Raw genomic sequence first — 17,726 nt, 5'->3', positions numbered from 1 at the left:
TAGCAAATGAGTCATTGGTAAAACAGTCAGTTCTGCGGGTCAATCCTGATGAAACAAGCGTTGCCTGTACCGCCGGAAGTGGTGCAACAAGTAGCCGAATACTTTAGCCTATTAAGTGAGCCGATGCGCCTACGGCTGTTGCATTTACTACGGGATGAAGAAAAATGCGTGCAAGAATTGGTAGAGGCAACACAGACTTCACAGGCAAATGTGTCCAAACACCTGAAGGTTATGTGGCAAGCAGGAATCCTTAGCCGCCGCAGTGAAGGAACTTGCGCTTACTACAGGGTGGAGGATCAAATGATTTTTGAATTGTGCAATCGGGTTTGCGATCGCCTCGCCACAAGGTTAGAACAGCAAGCCCGTAGCTTTCGTGTGTTGAATACCAAACTCTGAGTCAAGAGTCATTAGTCCACACTCTAAAGTGAAATTCTTGACTATTGACTGTTGACTTTTGAACGACAGTTGCACGCTACTTGCTTCAACGGGGTAACCCCCCTTCGGATGACGTTCGTTCCTTGCGCTTCGCTGCGCTAACGACACTTCCTACCCTGCGGTAAGGCGTTCTGCCTACAACGAAACGGAAACCCCAAGACCGCAGTGGCTCCCCTTGGGCGAGGACTCGCTAATGCTGCGAAGATCGGCAGTTCCTTATGGGGGAAACCACGCCACTTGCTTCAAGCCGGGACACCCGTCCAACGCAGTAGCTCCTCAAGATCGGACTGCCGACGCTCGATGACTCGCTACCGCTTCGCTAACACCACAGCACTGTCTCCTTTTGACTAAAGTGGATAGTTTTGTTTAAAGCTTTCACGAGTTAGTGGCTGTTGCAATTCCACGCCTTCGCCACCTAAAACATCTAATTGTTTGCCGTTCACGTCAATGTACACCTTGGCATTGGGATTTAAAGTTGTAGCAGTGTAAATAACTTGTCCCACGCGACCGACCATTGAAGTACTACCACCACCCTTGGTAAAATCCTCAGATAAATTAACATGAACCTCATCATTTTCTACTTTCAGTCCCAACAATTTAGTTCCTTTGGGAATAGTGGTAGAATCTGTTCCTTCTGATGGGCCTTCTAACAAAGTTTGAAAAGCTTTTTCTAAAACTTGGTTAGGTTGTGTGGCAGCTATTTGAACTGGTTGGGGAACCAAATCAACAGTTTTTTCTTTTGGTCTGAGCCAATAAATATTAGCGGTTTGCTCATTACCTGGCTGTGCAGTTACTGGGCCTTGTGACTTGGTGATTCCTTGAGAGGTATTCGGCGGTGTGGACTGTGTAGGAGGATTGTTATTCCAAGTCATCCAAGCCACGCCACCACTTACCGCTACAACCGCTGCTGAGACGGCTGCAATCACACCTGAAGAAATACGTTTAGATCCTTGTTGGTCTGTCATATTTAGAACCTTCCTGAATAAGGGCTGAGACGATCTTTGTGGCAGAGCAGCCTGGTTAAGGACGATGCTTACAAGTGGAGAGTTTCCAAAAACCTAAAGGCTTTATATAGCAATTCCATGTGAGTTGTGAGAAATTTGTGGAGGCTGTTGATTGCTGACGGTTAACGATCGACTGACAAAACAGAATATTTACAAATCATTTAGGATTGCTATATATCCAAATAGTGGAGTTGCTTATTCTAGGCATTTCATCTCCAATTCTAGAATTTACACTTGTAATCCGTCACCTGCCAAATTATGTAAATCTGTAAATCTCAATCTTTTCTTGAGATTGTTAACAATTACAAATGCACAGAAAAGTCTCTTGCGCCGCTTATGCTGTTCGGAAATGCTATGGATTCGCAAAGTATTTGCTTCTCTGCGAACCCATATAAGTTTAACAACTGTTAAGTTTTTTCTGCGTAGTAATTAGCGGTTTTGGCGTTTAATTTTTAACCTCTATTGCTGCTGCAATCCATTGTTTGAGTGTAGATTTAACCTCATCAATAACAATTTCTTGAGATTTACGCGTTGCTCTTTCTACAACTTCGACTTTACCATTAGCGATCGCCCGTCCGGTGACAATTCTGTAAGGGATGCCAATTAAATCAGCGTCTTTGAATTTTACTCCAGCCCGTTCATCGCGGTCATCTAGTAAAGTTTCAATTCCGGCTTGATTGAGTTCAGTGTAAAGTTTTTCGGCAATCTCAACTTGTTGAGCATCATTAATGTTAGGTATTGTCACAATTGCGTGATAAGGTGCGATCGCTACCGGCCAAATAATCCCGTCTTTGTCGTAAGATTGCTCTACCGCTGATTGCGCCAATCGTGATACGCCTACCCCATAGCAACCCATGAATAGTGGCTTTTCTTCACCCTGTTCATTTGTATAACTTGCTCCCATGCTTAGGGAATATTTAGTACCCAATTGGAAGATATGACCGACTTCAATTCCTCTAGCACTTTGTAAAGTTTGTTCTGGGTTATGAAGGGCGCGATCGCCTGGTCTAGCTTTCCGTACATCCACAACATTTTCTGATAGTTGAAATTGCTCGCCCCAATTAGCGCCAACTACGTGATAGCCAGTCTCATTTGCACCTGTAACAAAATTTTTTAACTCAACAGCTGTTTTATCAATATACCGCTCCATAGCAATTGGATACTTTAATTGCAGTTCTCGTATTTTTTTAAGTGCATTGAATAGATTTTCCTGTTGAGAAAGATTAGAAGCATTACATTTGTTCTTAACCGCTTCTTTTATGTCAAGCAAGCTATAGGATGGAGATAATGGTAAATCTTTGATAATTTCATCAATTTCCAATTTCAATTCCTCTTGAAGCTCTTGCCTTGTAAAGTTACGAGTAGCAATATAATCACTAGATAAATCAGGAGCAATATAGCCAATAGGTAAGGATTTGGTTGCCCATATCTTCTGATCGCTTATGTCAGAAACAGTTAAAGATAAAACTGTTGAAGTACGACCATACTGATCTCGTTTTTTTGTTAATTCGTTGAGAAGTTTAACTTCGTTTATTTCCTGATCGCCACGAATACTCACTAGAACGAGTAAAGTATTATCGTTAGCATAAACCACCTTATACAGAAGGTTTTTTACCACTTGGGTGGGAGAACACTTGAGGAATTGACAGAGCTTGTCAATCGTCTCTGTTCCAGGTGTATCGCGTTTCTCATAGGTTGTAAACCGTGAGGGTTCAGCATCAGCTGGTAAAGAAACAGCTTTTTCGACGTTGGCAGCATATTTGCCATCCTCGGTGAACAGAACTTCGTCTTCACCAGCTTCCGCTAACACCATAAATTCTGTAGAACCAGAACCACCAATTGCCCCAGAATCAGCCTCTACTGCCCGAAAAGCTAAACCGGAACGCCGCAGCATATTGCTATAGGCTTGGTACATATCTTGGTAAGTTTCTTTGAGGCTGTTTTCATCAACATGGAACGAGTAACCGTCCTTCATGATGAATTCCCGTCCGCGCATCAAACCAAAGCGGGGACGAATTTCATCCCGAAATTTAGTTTGCAGTTGATAGAGATGCAGCGGTAGCTGACGGTAAGAGCGAATCATATCACGAGCGATCGTTGTTATGACTTCCTCATGAGTTGGGCCTAATCCCAATTGTTGCTCGCGGCGGTCAATTAGGGAAAACATAATTCCCTCAGCTTTGGTGTAGGTGTCCCAGCGTCCTGATTCCTTCCATAAGTCGGCTGGTTGTAATTGCGGGAGAAGACATTCTTGTGCGCCTGTAGCATTCATCTCTTGGCGGACAATTTGGGAAACTTTTTGCAATACCCGCCACATCAACGGGAGATATGCATAAATACCACTACCGATGCGACGAATATAACCTGCACGGAGTAATAATTTATGGCTAGGAATCTCAGCATCAGCTGGATCGTCCCGGAGTGTAACGAATAACATTTGTGACAGTCGCATCGTTTAGTTCCCTTTCCAGAATCACTAATAAAGTATGAAGTATCAAGGATGAAGTATGAACTATGAAGTATAAAGTGTTATTTCTTTTGTCAGTGGTCAGTGGTCAGTAGTGCTGAGTAGAGACGCGATTAATCGCGTCTGTACAAAAGTTAAGAATTATTCTCCCCTCTGCTCCTCTACCCCTCTACTGTCCCCCTGCTCCCCCTGCTCTCTTGCTCCCCTACTTCACTCTTTAAGGAGACAACTACCTTGTCAAATGTAATTTATCAAGCGCAGCCACCCTTAGAATTTATATCCCCAAAGTTCAATCCCTTGTTGCTACAAGCCGTTCATCTGTTGCTACCAAGTTGGATTAATTGGCAAACAGCTATTACCCAAATTGAAGCAGACAATGTAGAGGTTTTGGTGGATCTGTATCGCCAATTTCAAGAGGGCAAGATTCGTTTTTTACTGGCATTTCGCCATCCCAAAACAGACGATCCATTTTGTTTGACCTATTTGTTTTCTCAACTCGTGCCAAGGGTAGCACGAGAGCAGGGCAAAGCACTACAACCTCCAATTCATGCTCATTTTATCTACGATCGCGGCATTCCTCTATGGGCAGGTTCCTACGTCGGCTGGATTGCTTCTCGTTTGGGTGGGACTCCCATTCAGCGAGGTAAGGCTGACTGGACGGGGTTGCGTTCGGCGCGTGAGTTATTTGCCAATGGGCAATTCCCAATGGCTGCTGCGCCAGAAGGAGCTACTAATGGTTTATCTGAGATTATCAGCCCACTAGAACCAGGTATTGCCCAATTAGGCTTTTGGTGTGCTGAAGATTTGCACAAGGCAGGACGCTCCGAGGAGGTTCTAATTGTACCAGTTGGGATTAAATATAGTTATGTTGCCGCTCCTTGGGGTGCGATCGCTCAACTTTTAAGTGAATTGGAAGCGGCTAGTGGTTTACCTGTGAATCCAGGAGGAAAAGCTAATGTGGCCTCGATGGAGTTGCTTTATCCACGCTTATTGACTTTGGCAGAACATTTATTGTCCCTGATGGAACAATTTTACACGCGGTTTTATCATCAAAAGCTGCCAGATGCCCAAAAGATATCTGAGGAAATTAAAGATAGAAATGAAGCGCTAGCAGTGCGTTTACTAGCTTTATTGAATGCAGCACTACAAATATCAGAGCAATATTTTGACTTGCAGCCAAAAGGACAATTGAATGACCGCTGTCGGCGGGTAGAACAAGCAGGTTGGAACTATATCTTTAGAGAAGAATATAAGGAAGTGAAAGGATTATCTGCTGTCGAAAAAGCTTTAGGCGATCGCGTTGCTGAAGAGGCGAATGCTCGGATGTGGCACATGCGGTTAGTAGAAAGTTTTGTAGCAGTTTCTGGTAACTATATCCGCGAAAAACCGACAGTAGAAAGGTTTGCTGAAACAACTTTAATTTTATGGCAGATGATCGCTAAGATTAGAGGCGAAAAATCTTTTCGTCGTCCGCAATTGGGTAAGCAACAAGTAAAAATTACCATTGGTGAACCGATATCAGTATCGGAGCATTACCCAGCTTATAAAGAGAGTCGCTTAGGAGCAAGGCAAGCTGTTGCTGATTTGACGAATGATTTACAACAGGCGATGGAAAGTTTGATTTGATTATCAGGGTAATATTCCAAGTTATTGAATCAACCTGTGGGTGTGAAAATTCTCAAAGTGACATTTGTATAATCTTCAGGATTGTGCGTCACTATGCCATCGAGTTGATTAACTACAGAAGTGGTGTACTGAATAGGTCTTCAAAATCAAGGACAATACCGACTATATAAATGCTATATAGTCTAAGGTTATGCTATGTAAAATTAAGCGATCGCATCTTCATTCATCATACATGATGTATTACCCTGGAAACACCTTAGATAAATCCAGAACTAAATCAGGGAAGAATGGTAAATTAACAGATTCATGAGGCAGAAAAATCAACTTGTGGCGATAACCAAATTTACCTTGCAAATCTTGATAAGGCTCACTGTAGCACTCCAAATAATTATCTATTAAATTAAATATCCAATAATCAGTAATACCCGCTTCTGCATAAATAAGTAATTTTACCTCTTGGTCATATTTCAAAGAGGAATCAGCAATCTCAATTGCTAACAATACATCGATTGGACTAGGATGAACTGCCAGGTAGTCATCAGGACGATTTTGTGCAACGACTAGATCGGGTTCTGGTTCGCTGTTCTCCGAAAGAATAATCGGTTCTTGTCCTCTAAGAGTCGCCCGTTCCGCAACAAGCTTAAATAACTCCCGATACAAGCGGGTGTTACAAACCGAGTGCGGTGTACCTTTGGCTGCCATCTGGTAAATTTCTCCTTTGATTAGTTCAACTCGGTCATCTTCCCTAAAAAAGCCGAGTTCTGCCAGACGGTGATATTCAGCTATGGTGAAGCGTTTAGCAGTAGTGAAGCTCATGAAAAATAAGGGTATATAGGTTTATTTTTTATCTTAATCTTTGCAATACCCAATTATTAGGAATGCGTTCTAAAATTCCAGACCCGAACACCTTGTCTAATTCTAAGTAATCGAGGTGAACGTAACCGATATGACAGTGACAGGTTTGGTTAGTGCAGAGGCGATCGCACAAAGCAGTTTCCCAGTCACGATCGTAAATATTCCCAATCGGTTCTTTGATAAAATGGCAACGTCGCATTTTACCGTCACCATCAACAGAAATCACCGATTCACCAGCACGACAAGCACGACCAAAGCTAGGATAATGCTGAGTGTTCAATTCATATAATGGGTCGATAGACTGAAAGAAATCTCGGTCTTGATTTGATAAATTAGGCAGTTCTTTCTTTACAGCATTAATCCATAAGTAGATATGGTTTGGTAACTCCTGACGTAAATTAGCAATCTCGTCTTTGTATTTAGGAAAGCCGACAACTCCCGCACTAAAGCGGACACCCCGCCGATCTAATTCGAGGCATTTAGAGAGGAAGCGATCGCGCGATACCCATTCCGGATGAAAGGTTGCCCACAAGGCTAATCGGTCTTTGTTGCATTCTTCTACCCAATCTAGTTGACAAGAAAGATTGGTTTGAATTGCCGCTTTATGAACGTGAGGAATTTGGGTTAATTGCACTAGCGCCTGTTGATACCAGTTATGGATAAGTGCTTCCCCCCAAGGGGTAAATAAGATTGAGAATTGGTGCTGTGAATGTTGGGCAACCCAATTAACAAACTGTTCTAGTGCTTGTCTATCAACTGCTAATTCTGCTGCTGACTGCTGTCGTTTGGCAAAGGGACAGTATTCACAGCCATAGTTGCAACTAATAATTGGCCCGCGATAGAGGATAGTGAGGTGCATGGAGTGTTTTGAGTTTTAATAAAAGCGAAAAATCTAGTTTGTTCTTTCTCAGTAGCTAAAACTTATTTCAACTCATAAGTCTGGCTTAGTTGCCGCACCCTATCAGAAAATAACCAAGCACCAATTGTGTCAGAACGCTCAATACCTGCATCAGTTAAACATAAAATTTGTTCGTTTTGCGTCGCCAGATTCAGGGATAGTAATTCGGTGAGTTCTGGAAAATCTACCATTACATCTGTCCCAAATCGATGCCGATAAATAACAAAATTCAACCCTTCATCAGAGAGAAGAGATAGCAAAATATAGCGGCGACGGCGTTCTTCGTTATCCAGTTGAAAACCATAGCTAGCGTAGTCGAAAGCTTCATTGGGTGTCTGGATATAAGCTTGCAGAATATCGCGAATTTCTTTAGAACCCACAGCATATTCATTCGAGTAGTGCAAAGTGTCTGTGTAGGAACGTGCGCCACAGCCTAGACCAACCATCCCATCTGCCTGACAGCAGTAGACGGGAGAAGGAGGAGACAAGGTAGCAATTCTTCCTTGTCCCCCTTGTCCTCCTTGTCCCTCTTGTCTTTCCTGTCGGAACATCCGCATGGAAACTTGAGTATACCCAGAAGATAACAGGAGCGATCGCCCTTCGCGGTAACATGCCAAACGAATATCATCCCATTCTTTGTCAGTACGTCCCAAACCTGTAAGCGGTCGTACATACAATGGATATAGGTAAATTTCTTCTGGCTGAAAGTTGAGGGCAGCACGTATCGATTGCAACCAGCTACTTACAGTCTGTCCGGGTAGCCCATAAATTAAGTCAATATTAATCGTGGGAAAGCCAGCTTCTCGCATTCTGGTGAGTGCAGCTTCCACTTGTGCGGTAGCTTGGCGGCGTTGCGTAGCTAGTACTTCCGATTCAATGAAGCTTTGAACGCCAATACTAGCACGGTCAACGCCGCGATCGCGCAATAGCTGTAATTTATCTTTTTCTGCTGTTTCTGGTGACATCTCCACAGAAACAGGAATATCCTGCAAGCTAGCGCCCATAGTCTTTTCAGCCACATTCAGAATTGTTTCCAATTGGTGGATAGGTAACTGAGTTGGTGTACCGCCACCAAGAGCAAATCTTGCAAAAGACGCTTCTCCCAAAGCTGCTTTTACTCGTCGTGCTTGTCGCTGAACGGTGCGGACATATTGACTAACAAAGTCCTCATTGTGAGTAACGGTGGTAAACAGGTTACAAAATCCACAACGCATTTCACAAAATGGAATGTGAATGTAGAGAAACAATGCTTTTCTATCCTGCTTTGACCACAAATCTGCGAGAGACACAGTTGGATTCAGAGGACGATATGCTGTCTTATGAGGATATGAGTAGACGTAAGTTTGGTATGGCGATCGTTGAAGTAAAGATTTGAGATTTGTGAGTTTAGTTCTAATCATAAAATGTGAAATATTTTTGTTAAAAATTAATCTGGGAATTACACAAAGTTATAGAAAAACTAACTGCAACAACGCCGCAGCGCGTTGCAAAGACACCCAGCGGACGGACTTCCCGTTGTAGCGTCTTCTTGATTAATTTTGTGCAAGCTGACTCTCCATTTAACATATTAAGACAGCTTTGCAATCATTCTTTAGATATATGATTTAATAAATCCGTAACATCTCTAATACAAAAAAATAGGAAGTTTTTTAGAATCAGGATATTGCGATCCCGCTCGCAGCCTAAAATGATTTTTTATCTTTTTTCTCGGTGTCAGCGCATGAATTTTCAAAGCTCTGCTTCACCTGGCATCATTTCTGATTCTAATGATGTCAAAGCTGAAATACTTTATGTTCAGGCGATAGAGCATTTAATAGAGGTTGTTCAAGCATTGTCACTAGCACGAACGCTAGAGCAAATCATGGCGATTGTGCGAAAGTCTGCGCGTAAGTTGACTGGGGCAGATGGAGCTAGTTTTGTGCTACGAGATGGAGATCAATGTTATTACGCAGATGAAGATGCGATCGCTCCCTTATGGAAAGGGCAACGTTTCCCAATGAGCATTTGCATTAGTGGATATACAATGCAAAACTGTCAGCCTGTTGTAATTAGCGATATTTATAGAGATGAACGGATTCCATTTGCAGCTTACCAACCGACTTTTGTTAAAAGCTTGGCAATGGTGCCAATCCGAATGTGTAACCCCATCGGTGCAATTGGAACATATTGGGCAACGTTATATCAGCCAACGGTAGAAGAAGTAAAGCTATTACAGGCATTGGCGGACACAACGGCTGTCGCGATAGAAAATGTGCAGATTTATAGTGAATTAGAACAAAGAGTCCGCGAGCGAACCTCTGCACTAGAAAAAGAAATGGAGGAGCGTCAAAAAGTTGAGGCAGAAGTCAGGCGCTTATCTCTAACGGATGAATTAACTGGACTGTACAATCGACGAGGCTTTTTTCTACTTGCAGAGCAGCAATTAAAGCTTACCCATCGGCGACAAACGTCTTGTTGCCTCTTATTTGTAGATGTAGATGGATTGAAGCAAATCAATGATACATTTGGACATGAAGTTGGAGATCGTGTAATTGCTGATACAGCAGAGCTACTAAGACAAACCTGTCGAGATTCTGACATCGTTGCCCGATGGGGGGGTGATGAGTTTGTCATATTCATTCCTGAATGTTCAGATCGTACGAATGCAATTAGCGATCGCCTGCAAGCGAACGTTAATTCCTTTAATCAGAATCGAGGTAGAAGTTATCATCTATCAATGAGTGTTGGATTTCAACAATGCCTTATAAATAAAGATGTTTCATTGGAAAAACTGGTATTGCAGACAGATGAGTTGATGTATCAGCAAAAACGTGCCAAGCGAAGTTCTAACATCAATTCAGTAGTATGACAAATTTCTCTAATTCTCACTCTTCAAAATAAACTCGGCGTAGGGAACAGTCCAGACTAAAGGATGACTGAGACGATGCCCTGTATAACCATCTTCGCCGTAGGTTGTTCCGTGGTCTGAGCAGAGGATACAAAAGGTTGAAGCGCGTTGTCGGAAGGCATCCCAGAGTTTGGCTAACTGCTTGTCAACATACTCCAAAGCTGCGGCGTGAGATGCCAAGGTGTCAGTTTTAGCATCAGAGAGATAAAAGTAATTGGGTTGATGCAAAGCTGAAATATTAATGAATAAGAATAGACGTTGATTCTTGGGGGTTTGCGTGAGAATTTTTTGGGCTAATGCTACTTGATTTTCTGTAGAGTTAGGGTTGGTCACACCTAACTCTGGACTCCAATGACTTTCAGCAAATAGAGAGGGAAAAACGTTGCCTAAAGGGTTGCGTTTGTTAAAAAAGCCGACACCACCAATACAAACTGTATAGTAACCTTTGGCAGCGAATCCACGGATAATATTGGAACCCTTCAACACACAAGTATACTTGGTAGTGGTGGTACTGCCCTCAAACCCTAAAGCAAATAATCGCGGGTGTATTCCTGGTGTAACAGGTGTAGGCAGAAAGCCTGCAAAAAAGGCATGATGAGCAGCGTAAGTGAAGTTTCCTGGAGAATGGCGTTCTTCCCAGCCGCCTTCTGGTAGAACTGCTGCTAAGTTAGGGGTGCGTCCTTGTGCGAGCAAGTCTCTGGCTACGTCATAGCGCAAAGTATCTAGAGTAATGAAGATTATGTCGGATTTACCGACGATTTGATTCATGTCAAGCATTTTTCCCCCTTTAATACTGCCCGCACTTCACTTGTATACGTATCTATACCATTCCAAGTAATTCCTGGTAATAAATCACCAAAGGCATTAATTTCCAAGATGACGTGATTGCGGAAATTGGGAAGAATTAGTAAATCGATGCCGCAGTATAAACTATTGGGAAATAAGGCTGCTGCGGCTTGGCAGGTTTGTTTCATTACTTCCCAGTTTTCGTATCCAACTTTTGCTAGGAATTCTTCTGTATCTCCTCGCTCGTTGCCTAGGTGTAAATTGGTCATAGGACTTTTTCCTAATCTGATAACGATGTGCTGTGCCTCACCATTGATGACGACTACACGCACATCAAACTGACAGCCTTGCATTTGGGCTTTGGGAAGCCATTCTTCTACTTGAACGCCTTCAGCAGTCAAGAGGTTAATAATATCAGCAATTTCTTCGCGTTTAGTATAGTGACGAATTTTACGGGAGTTGTAGAGGAAAGTTTGCCCGCCTTGTCGGACTCGTTCGACGGTGGTGATGGCAGATTCTCTGTGGGAATTGGTACGGTAGGCAACGATTCCAGAGGCAGCAGAACTGTGGGCGAGTTTGATAAAGACGCGATCGCACTTCTGCAATTCCATCTGTTCTCTTAAGTGGTCGTAGTTGTAAATCACACCGATAGAACGCGGGACTGGAATGTTGTGACGCAGGAAGCGATCGCAACACAATGGCTTATCAAACATCACGGTGATATCATGCGGATGATTCATGGTTGGGCATTGAAGTTGCTTTTCCCATCTGTGCAGTAAATATCGCCAACCTAAATACCATTGTCGGGGGTAAAGAATCCGCCCTTTATCGAAGGTTAATTCAGCAGTAGCGCTAGCATTAATACGCTGTTGATTACCTGCATCTGGTACTTCCGCACCCGCAGCAATAATAGCTTTCTCCACCCGAAAGTTCTTTTCAGGAGACTCAAACCGGATAATGGTATTCGGTGCGTTGAATCTTTCCAGTGTTTCTTTACCTGCAATTAAGTCTGCGTAAGCCACTACTGTTGCAGGTGCTAAATCAAAATTGAAGAGCGCCTGTTGCAACAAACCAACCCGGCGATTTTCGGGGTTGGCAATGACGACAAAGTTGAGCATCATTATTTACTCAGCAACAGAGCAGTAACGATACTCTTCATCCTCATACTCATCTTTTTTCTGCCCATCTATGATGATTTGAACTGGGAAATTAGCCTGTTGTTCTTCTACAAATGCAAGTATTTCATCAGATAGGTAATTTTCGGCAATATTGAAAGTATCCAATTGCTGCACAACTGGATTTTTGAGCAAAAGTTCAGCGCCTGCATCGCTCAGCGTTCCCATTGATAAGTCGAGTATTCTGATAGTGTTGAGGAGAGGCGAGCGCACTACAGCTTCTGCGATATCGTCAGAATATTCGCTATTTCGTAGTCCCAAATAAATCAAATTCGGGAACTTCCGCTCAACTAAAATCGGGTTAAAGTCTGCAATTGAGGAATTTCCGCCGTAATTATCTGAACCCAGCCACAATTCTAAATGCTGTAATTTAGGCAAGTCGAGAGCGCAAATTTGAGCAATAGTTGCACTACTCAACCCTCCAGTCTCGACAATCAGTGCTTTTAAATTCTCGTGTCCCACAAAGGGAGTGAATGCTAAACCGTCACCACCCCGAACTTGCAATATCTCTAAGTTGGGATAAGCTTCTAGAATCGGGCTGATATCACTCTGCACAATCCAAGAAATTTCACATTCACTGTAGTGAATATCTCCAATAAATAGCGCTTTCAGACTGGGAAACCAATCTTTTGCACCAACCAGCGCCTCAATGAGAAAACTGGAACTACCACCAGCCATCTCTCCTTCCCATGTTCCAATAACTAAAGCTTCTAACTTGTCAACTTGGGGATCTTGTTGCAGCTGCATCAGTTTGTCTGTAGCTTTTTCGTCCTCATCATAATCACATCTCAAGGCGTAGGCAGTACCTACAGGATTGCTGATGCCAATTTCTGGGTTATAGTCTGTTACTTGCCGATTCGCAAATAAAGTTGTGTGTTCAGCTCTATAGCCTGGATACTTCTGCAAACGCTCTTGGAGATTCCAAGTTTGATTGTGATTACTTGCCATGACACCTTACCTCTAGATTGGTAATGGGATTCACAATAAATTTATGTGAATATGCGAATTTTTGCCAACCTCAGTGGCGATCGCTCCCTATTATGGAGTCTTACTGAAAATAGTACATTGGTTCTATTAATTAGTCAAAATTTGAGCCTGACGGCTAATGGTTTTTGAAAGCTGCATTCAAACATGAAAAGTAGGCCAGGCAAAAACCTGGCCTACGATACTCGGAACGCAACTTTGGATGAGAAAGAAGGCTGTTATGAACTTTGTGCCTTATTAGCCAAGACCCAAATTATTTAAGTGACTTTCTAACAGCGATGCGATCGCTTCTGGATGAACTTTCTTGTATTTCTTTTTACCAAGCTGTAATACGCAATTGGGTGCGCTGCTGCAACGTTTTTGGCAGCCAGTATGCTCAATTTGAACTTTATCTAATAGACCGCGATCGCACAAAGTCTTTTCTAACTCTGATAATAAGCCTTTACCACCCCGCTTCAGGCAACCGGACTTTTGACATACCATAATCCTCGCTTGATTTTGAGGTGGCATATTGTGGTTTGGACAAACATCAACTGGTGATACTTGATAAGCTTTAAGTTTAATCTTGCCTGTGTGTTTGTCTAACTTACTAAATCCATAAACATGAATTTGTTCGCCAGGCTCTAAAGATAAACTTAGGGGATTACGTAACTCTTTAGGAATTTTGACTAGCACATCCCCAGAAGGAATTGCTAATCGCAAGTATTTAGATTTACGTGGTACATCACCAACAAAACCCAGGAATTGTCCCTCAAGGTTTACTTCTGATAACTGCAAAAATTTGTCACCCATGTTCGATTAAAAGTTAGGAGTTAGGAGGCAGAAGGCAGGAGGTGAGTCCAGTCCCCATCTTGGCTTCTGCCGAGAGGGGCAACTGGCGAACCCGAAGGGCAGGAGGCAGGAGTTTTGAATAAACAACTTTTGCTAATTCATCACTCCTTACTCCAAACTCAGTACTATTTTTAGGTAAGGCGTTTAGCTTCTACAGTTTGGGGTAAATTTTCTGGAGCGGGTAAATCCCGAAATTCCAATTCCCAGCCATTTGCTAGAGTGAGAATCTTGCCATCATTGCCTTCTGTTTGTTTAACTACTTCTTCTTCTAAGTCTTTTTTAGCAACGTAGACAACCAAATTGCCGGCATCATTCACGCGGAGCATTACTTTCATTAGTTTCCTCAACAGATTCTAGTTCTTTTTTCTTACAACCGACGACGAACCCTGTATTCAAAAAATGCACGGCATAAATATAAGAACTCTGCAAATAAGTGCCTATACTCGCTACGTAGCCAATATCTCCCTTTTTCGCTAAAACTGCCCCGATTTCTTGACCGGGAAATGTACCATCGTTTTTGAGGAGTTTGCGAACTCTGACTTTTTCACCAATTTCAAAAGCGGGTGGCAAGTCTAGCTCTAATTCATCGCGTTGCATGAGAATACCTCTGTTCTCTGACCAAATTCAAAAGTTCTTCGGTTGTAAGACTGCGTTTTTTCTGTACCGACTGTTGGCGAACTGCATCTAAAACAGACTGAGTTTCTTCTGGGTTGAGAAAGATACCGTACTGCTGTAGCAAGTTTGAAACTAAATGCCGACCAGAATGTTTACCTATTACTAAACGTCGTTCCCAACCTACTTCTTCGGGAGCAAATGGTTCGTAAGTGATGGGGTTTTGCAGTACACCATGAGCGTGAATTCCAGATTCGTGAGCAAAGGTATTTTCACCAACAATTGCTTTCCAAGGCGGTACGTTGGAATTTGATGCCGAAGCTACAAGTTGCGACAGTTCCAATAAACGGGGAGTGTCAATACCCAAATCAATGCCATAGATGCGTTTGATTGACATGACAACTTCTTCTAAAGCGGCATTTCCAGCCCTTTCACCTAAGCCGTTGACTGTGGTATTCACGGATGAGGCTCCAGCTTTAATACCAGCAAGAGCGTTGGCAGTTGCCAAACCGAAATCATTGTGAGTGTGGATTTCTACAGGAATTGACAAAGCTGAAACCAGCCGTTTGACTTTTGCAAATGTGCTGAAGGGGTCGAGAACTCCTACAGTGTCACAAAAGCGAAATCTTGATGCACCCCATTCTTGAGCATAAAGTGCTACATCTAAAAGAAAGTTATCATCTGCTCTAGAGGAATCTTCTCCGCCAACTGCCACCCAAAGACCGCGATCGCTGGCGAAGCTGATACAATCTTTGAGTCTTTGCAAGCTGACTCGCCACTGACCATGAAATTTAGCAGCTATTTGGATTCCAGAAACGGGAATGGCAATATGCACTCGCTTCATGCCACAGGCGATGGAAGCTTTGATATCCGATATGACAGCACGGTTCCACCCCAAGAGTTTTGCTTGCAAACCCAAGTCAGCAATTGCTGAGATGGCGCGAGTTTCTTCCTCACCCATTGCTGGTATTCCGACTTCTAATTCCGGAACACCAATGGCATCCAGAAATTTGGCGATCGCTACTTTTTCTTCTAAAGTAAAAGCAACACCTGCCGCTTGTTCGCCATCACGTAATGTAGTGTCATTAATTAGGATTTCATTCATCTCAAACATCCCTCTTAGGAATTTCTCTTAATATCCTTTCTGGATTGTGAACCTATTTTTCTGCAATTCCTGGTAGTGGTGAATACCTAATACAAATGCTGAAGGATGAATGGTAAATGCTATAAAATATTACAACTAATAATTCATCTTCATGATTCTTTAATATTAGCCGACTACCAACATCACATCTGTATGACAGAAAACCAAAAACAGGTATAATTTAAGAATCATTTTTACTATTGCTATGTAAAGTTTTTTCGAGTAGTAGATAGCTAAAGTAGCTGTTAGCAATACCTAGAGAAAGTAAGATCCCAAATCCAGCAATTAAAGTAGAAATCATGGTGGCAACCTCGTATAATTGAAAATTCGTTTGTCTGTTGGAATACAAACATGTGTAGTGCAAAGTAGTCTGGCGAATCTATGAATATTCCTCATCTAACCAATCTAAAATCCGCTCTAGCTGTTCTAAGTTAACCAGTCCATACTGCCAGAGAAGCATTGGTAACGGCCCATTATCAAACTCACGATGTCGTAGCGCTACAGCAATATCTGCATTAGAAAGTGCGAGTTCATTATGTAAAAAATTAATAAATTTTTTCTCGCTTTTACGGGTCGTCATAGTAATTCGTAATTCGTAATTCGTAATTCGTAATTAAGACACACTTTAAACAGCTTGCTACAGGCTGTTTTGTTTTTTGTTTGTTTTTTACTCAGCACTGTAATCCCAGCAACGCTCTAGCCACTCAATTAATTCGTGGCGAGAAGCAAGAAATTGCATAACGGTACTGCGGATTAGAACTGCTTCTAGTAAATTATTTACTTGTACCCGTAAGGAACCATCAGCGGGACAGGAACAGGAAATCATCAACTCTTGTAAACGATGATAAATTAGCCAGCGATCGCTTAGAGGAATCTGCAAAACTTGAGCGCCTAAAATGTCATTAGTCATTTGTCTGTTGTCCTTTGTCTAAAACTAATGACTGTTGATTATTGAGTTTTTGTTCGAGTTGCTCAATGCGGAAAAGTAAAGAGCGAATCACGCTTGCTTCAACATCGGGAAGTTTTCCATGGTCTAGGGGAGAAAGGTTTGCGCTTCCTTTACGAGAAATAATTCGACCGGGAACGCCTACAACTGTGCAATCGCTGGGAACATCGCGCAAGACTATTGAACCTGCGCCAATACGGACGCGATCGCCGATTTGCAGATTTCCCAAAACTTTCGCACCTGCACCCACTACAACGTTTTTGCCCAAGGTAGGATGGCGCTTGCCATTGTCTTTTCCAGTTCCGCCAAGGGTGACACCCTGGTAAATCAATGTATAGTCTCCCACGATCGCAGTTTCACCAATGACAACGCCCATACCGTGGTCGATAAATACGCCTTTACCAATCTCTGCGCCTGGATGAATTTCAATCCCTGTCAAAAACCGACCCCAGTGAGAAATTAGCCGAGGGATGAAACCTATTCCTCGACAATGCAACCAGTGGGCGAGACGATGCAAACAAAGTGCGTGCAATCCAGGGTAGCAAAACACTACTTCTAGCCAATTACGTGCTGCTGGATCGCGTTCAAAGATGATGCGAAAATCACTCAATAACGGCTCAAAAAAAACGCCAGAGAGTAAATTTTTCAGCAAGTATGTATTTGTAGAATTGGTTGTTTTTGGAGTCTCGATCTTCTTGATACTGTCTAATGACTGTTGCATCGTTACTGTCTGGTTGAAAGAGCCATGTGCTATTTTTATGCTTATAGCAGGTAGCTCACAACAGGACAGTACATCTAAGTTGGATTGGATTTATTGGATTAATTAAGGTTGTACTCACACACCTCAAACCCAGATTTAAGGGAAATTTAAAATTTATCTTGGGGTAGGGGTGCTAGTGTTTCAGGATGGGGGTACTAGTGTTTTTGAGATGGGGGGTTAAGAGTTTTTGTACTCACTAGAAATGACTTTGCCTGTAAGAGTTTGCAGGCGATTTAGACAAGATATTTTGCGATATATTAAGTTGTACTCACCTGCTCGCAAAGATGAGGTGAGCCAGCGCTGCGGGAGGGTCTCC

20 protein-coding genes are annotated in these 17,726 nt (G+C 42.6%); 5 read left to right on the top strand and 15 right to left on the bottom strand.

Going from position 1 to position 17,726, the window contains the following annotated elements; all coding sequences use genetic code 11:
• Positions 1-48: 48 nt before the first annotated feature.
• Both RMY31_RS02585 and RMY31_RS02580 read left to right on the top strand, forming a co-directional pair.
• A complete protein-coding gene (locus RMY31_RS02585) occupies positions 49-396 on the top strand; it encodes an ArsR/SmtB family transcription factor (RefSeq protein ID WP_322661580.1) in 348 nt (115 codons plus the stop codon).
• Between the two features lie 204 nt (positions 397-600).
• Positions 601-786: a hypothetical protein gene (locus RMY31_RS02580; protein ID WP_409877157.1), complete on the top strand. Its 186-nt coding sequence runs from the start codon at positions 601-603 to the stop codon at positions 784-786.
• Here the strand turns inward: RMY31_RS02580 and RMY31_RS02575 are convergent.
• A complete protein-coding gene (locus RMY31_RS02575) occupies positions 783-1,400 on the bottom strand; it encodes a GerMN domain-containing protein (RefSeq protein ID WP_322661582.1) in 618 nt (205 codons plus the stop codon). The two genes, RMY31_RS02580 and RMY31_RS02575, sit on opposite strands and share 4 nt — an antisense overlap.
• Before the next feature lie 484 nt (positions 1,401-1,884).
• Positions 1,885-3,891 carry a proline--tRNA ligase gene (locus tag RMY31_RS02570; RefSeq protein ID WP_322661584.1) on the bottom strand — a complete coding sequence of 669 codons (2,007 nt, stop codon included), beginning with the start codon at positions 3,889-3,891 and terminating at the stop codon, positions 1,885-1,887.
• 249 nt (positions 3,892-4,140) lie between these two features.
• On the opposite strand from RMY31_RS02570, the gene RMY31_RS02565 reads away from it, so the two are divergent.
• Positions 4,141-5,532 carry a 1-acyl-sn-glycerol-3-phosphate acyltransferase gene (locus RMY31_RS02565; RefSeq protein WP_322661586.1) on the top strand — a complete coding sequence of 464 codons (1,392 nt, stop codon included), beginning with the start codon at positions 4,141-4,143 and terminating at the stop codon, positions 5,530-5,532.
• A 240-nt stretch (positions 5,533-5,772) separates the two neighbouring features.
• Here RMY31_RS02565 and RMY31_RS02560 read toward each other — a convergent pair whose 3' ends face one another.
• The 3 genes from RMY31_RS02560 to RMY31_RS02550 all read right to left on the bottom strand — a co-directional run bounded on the left by RMY31_RS02560 (position 5,773) and on the right by RMY31_RS02550 (position 8,685).
• Complete coding sequence (locus RMY31_RS02560) at positions 5,773-6,348, bottom strand: Uma2 family endonuclease (RefSeq protein WP_322661588.1); 576 nt, start codon at positions 6,346-6,348, stop codon at positions 5,773-5,775.
• A 28-nt stretch (positions 6,349-6,376) separates the two neighbouring features.
• Positions 6,377-7,246 (bottom strand): STM4011 family radical SAM protein, encoded by an 870-nt coding sequence (locus RMY31_RS02555; RefSeq protein WP_322661590.1) that lies wholly within the window; start codon positions 7,244-7,246, stop codon positions 6,377-6,379.
• 62 nt (positions 7,247-7,308) lie between these two features.
• Complete coding sequence (locus RMY31_RS02550; protein WP_322661592.1) at positions 7,309-8,685, bottom strand: STM4012 family radical SAM protein; 1,377 nt, start codon at positions 8,683-8,685, stop codon at positions 7,309-7,311.
• A 320-nt stretch (positions 8,686-9,005) separates the two neighbouring features.
• On the opposite strand from RMY31_RS02550, the gene RMY31_RS02545 reads away from it, so the two are divergent.
• Complete coding sequence (locus RMY31_RS02545) at positions 9,006-10,133, top strand: GGDEF domain-containing protein (protein ID WP_409877153.1); 1,128 nt, start codon at positions 9,006-9,008, stop codon at positions 10,131-10,133.
• A 9-nt stretch (positions 10,134-10,142) separates the two neighbouring features.
• On the opposite strand, the gene RMY31_RS02540 is transcribed toward RMY31_RS02545, so the two are convergent.
• From RMY31_RS02540 to RMY31_RS02530, 3 genes are read right to left on the bottom strand one after another with little or no spacing between them, the layout of a single operon-like run.
• Positions 10,143-10,940, bottom strand: a complete 798-nt coding sequence (locus RMY31_RS02540) for an STM4013/SEN3800 family hydrolase (protein WP_322666372.1) — start codon at positions 10,938-10,940, stop codon at positions 10,143-10,145.
• Positions 10,937-12,079 carry an STM4014 family protein gene (locus tag RMY31_RS02535; protein ID WP_322666374.1) on the bottom strand — a complete coding sequence of 381 codons (1,143 nt, stop codon included), beginning with the start codon at positions 12,077-12,079 and terminating at the stop codon, positions 10,937-10,939. The genes RMY31_RS02540 and RMY31_RS02535 overlap by 4 nt, the downstream gene beginning before the upstream one ends.
• 3 nt (positions 12,080-12,082) lie before the next feature.
• Positions 12,083-13,081, bottom strand: coding sequence for an STM4015 family protein (locus RMY31_RS02530; protein WP_322666377.1), 999 nt, complete (start codon positions 13,079-13,081; stop codon positions 12,083-12,085).
• Positions 13,082-13,126: 45 nt separating this feature from the next.
• On the opposite strand from RMY31_RS02530, the gene RMY31_RS02525 reads away from it, so the two are divergent.
• Entirely contained in the window at positions 13,127-13,249 is a 123-nt protein-coding gene (locus RMY31_RS02525) for a hypothetical protein (RefSeq protein WP_409877150.1), read from the top strand.
• 105 nt (positions 13,250-13,354) lie between these two features.
• Here the strand turns inward: RMY31_RS02525 and RMY31_RS02520 are convergent, their stop codons facing one another.
• The 7 genes from RMY31_RS02520 to cysE form a co-directional block, all read right to left on the bottom strand.
• A complete protein-coding gene (locus tag RMY31_RS02520) occupies positions 13,355-13,909 on the bottom strand; it encodes a (2Fe-2S) ferredoxin domain-containing protein (RefSeq protein ID WP_322666379.1) in 555 nt (184 codons plus the stop codon).
• Between the two features lie 170 nt (positions 13,910-14,079).
• Complete coding sequence (gene nifT / locus RMY31_RS02515; protein WP_322666381.1) at positions 14,080-14,283, bottom strand: putative nitrogen fixation protein NifT; 204 nt, start codon at positions 14,281-14,283, stop codon at positions 14,080-14,082.
• A complete protein-coding gene (locus tag RMY31_RS02510) occupies positions 14,258-14,545 on the bottom strand; it encodes a nitrogen fixation protein NifZ (protein WP_214433619.1) in 288 nt (95 codons plus the stop codon). The genes nifT and RMY31_RS02510 overlap by 26 nt, the downstream gene beginning before the upstream one ends.
• Positions 14,532-15,665, bottom strand: a complete 1,134-nt coding sequence (nifV, locus tag RMY31_RS02505; RefSeq protein WP_322666383.1) for a homocitrate synthase — start codon at positions 15,663-15,665, stop codon at positions 14,532-14,534. The genes RMY31_RS02510 and nifV overlap by 14 nt, the downstream gene beginning before the upstream one ends.
• Before the next feature lie 418 nt (positions 15,666-16,083).
• Positions 16,084-16,284, bottom strand: coding sequence for a DUF2949 domain-containing protein (locus tag RMY31_RS02500; protein WP_322666385.1), 201 nt, complete (start codon positions 16,282-16,284; stop codon positions 16,084-16,086).
• Between the two features lie 87 nt (positions 16,285-16,371).
• Positions 16,372-16,614 (bottom strand): Asr1405/Asl0597 family protein, encoded by a 243-nt coding sequence (locus tag RMY31_RS02495; protein ID WP_322666388.1) that lies wholly within the window; start codon positions 16,612-16,614, stop codon positions 16,372-16,374.
• Positions 16,607-17,371 carry a serine O-acetyltransferase gene (gene cysE, locus RMY31_RS02490; protein ID WP_322666391.1) on the bottom strand — a complete coding sequence of 255 codons (765 nt, stop codon included), beginning with the start codon at positions 17,369-17,371 and terminating at the stop codon, positions 16,607-16,609. The genes RMY31_RS02495 and cysE overlap by 8 nt, the downstream gene beginning before the upstream one ends.
• Positions 17,372-17,726: the final 355 nt, after the last annotated feature.

Origin of the sequence: Dendronalium sp. ChiSLP03b (assembly GCF_034531165.2) — a bacterium.
GTDB lineage: Bacteria > Cyanobacteriota > Cyanobacteriia > Cyanobacteriales > Nostocaceae > Dendronalium > Dendronalium minutum.
The sequence above is the reverse complement of the archived record's forward strand: the minus strand, read 5'-3'. Positions and strand labels throughout refer to the sequence as shown.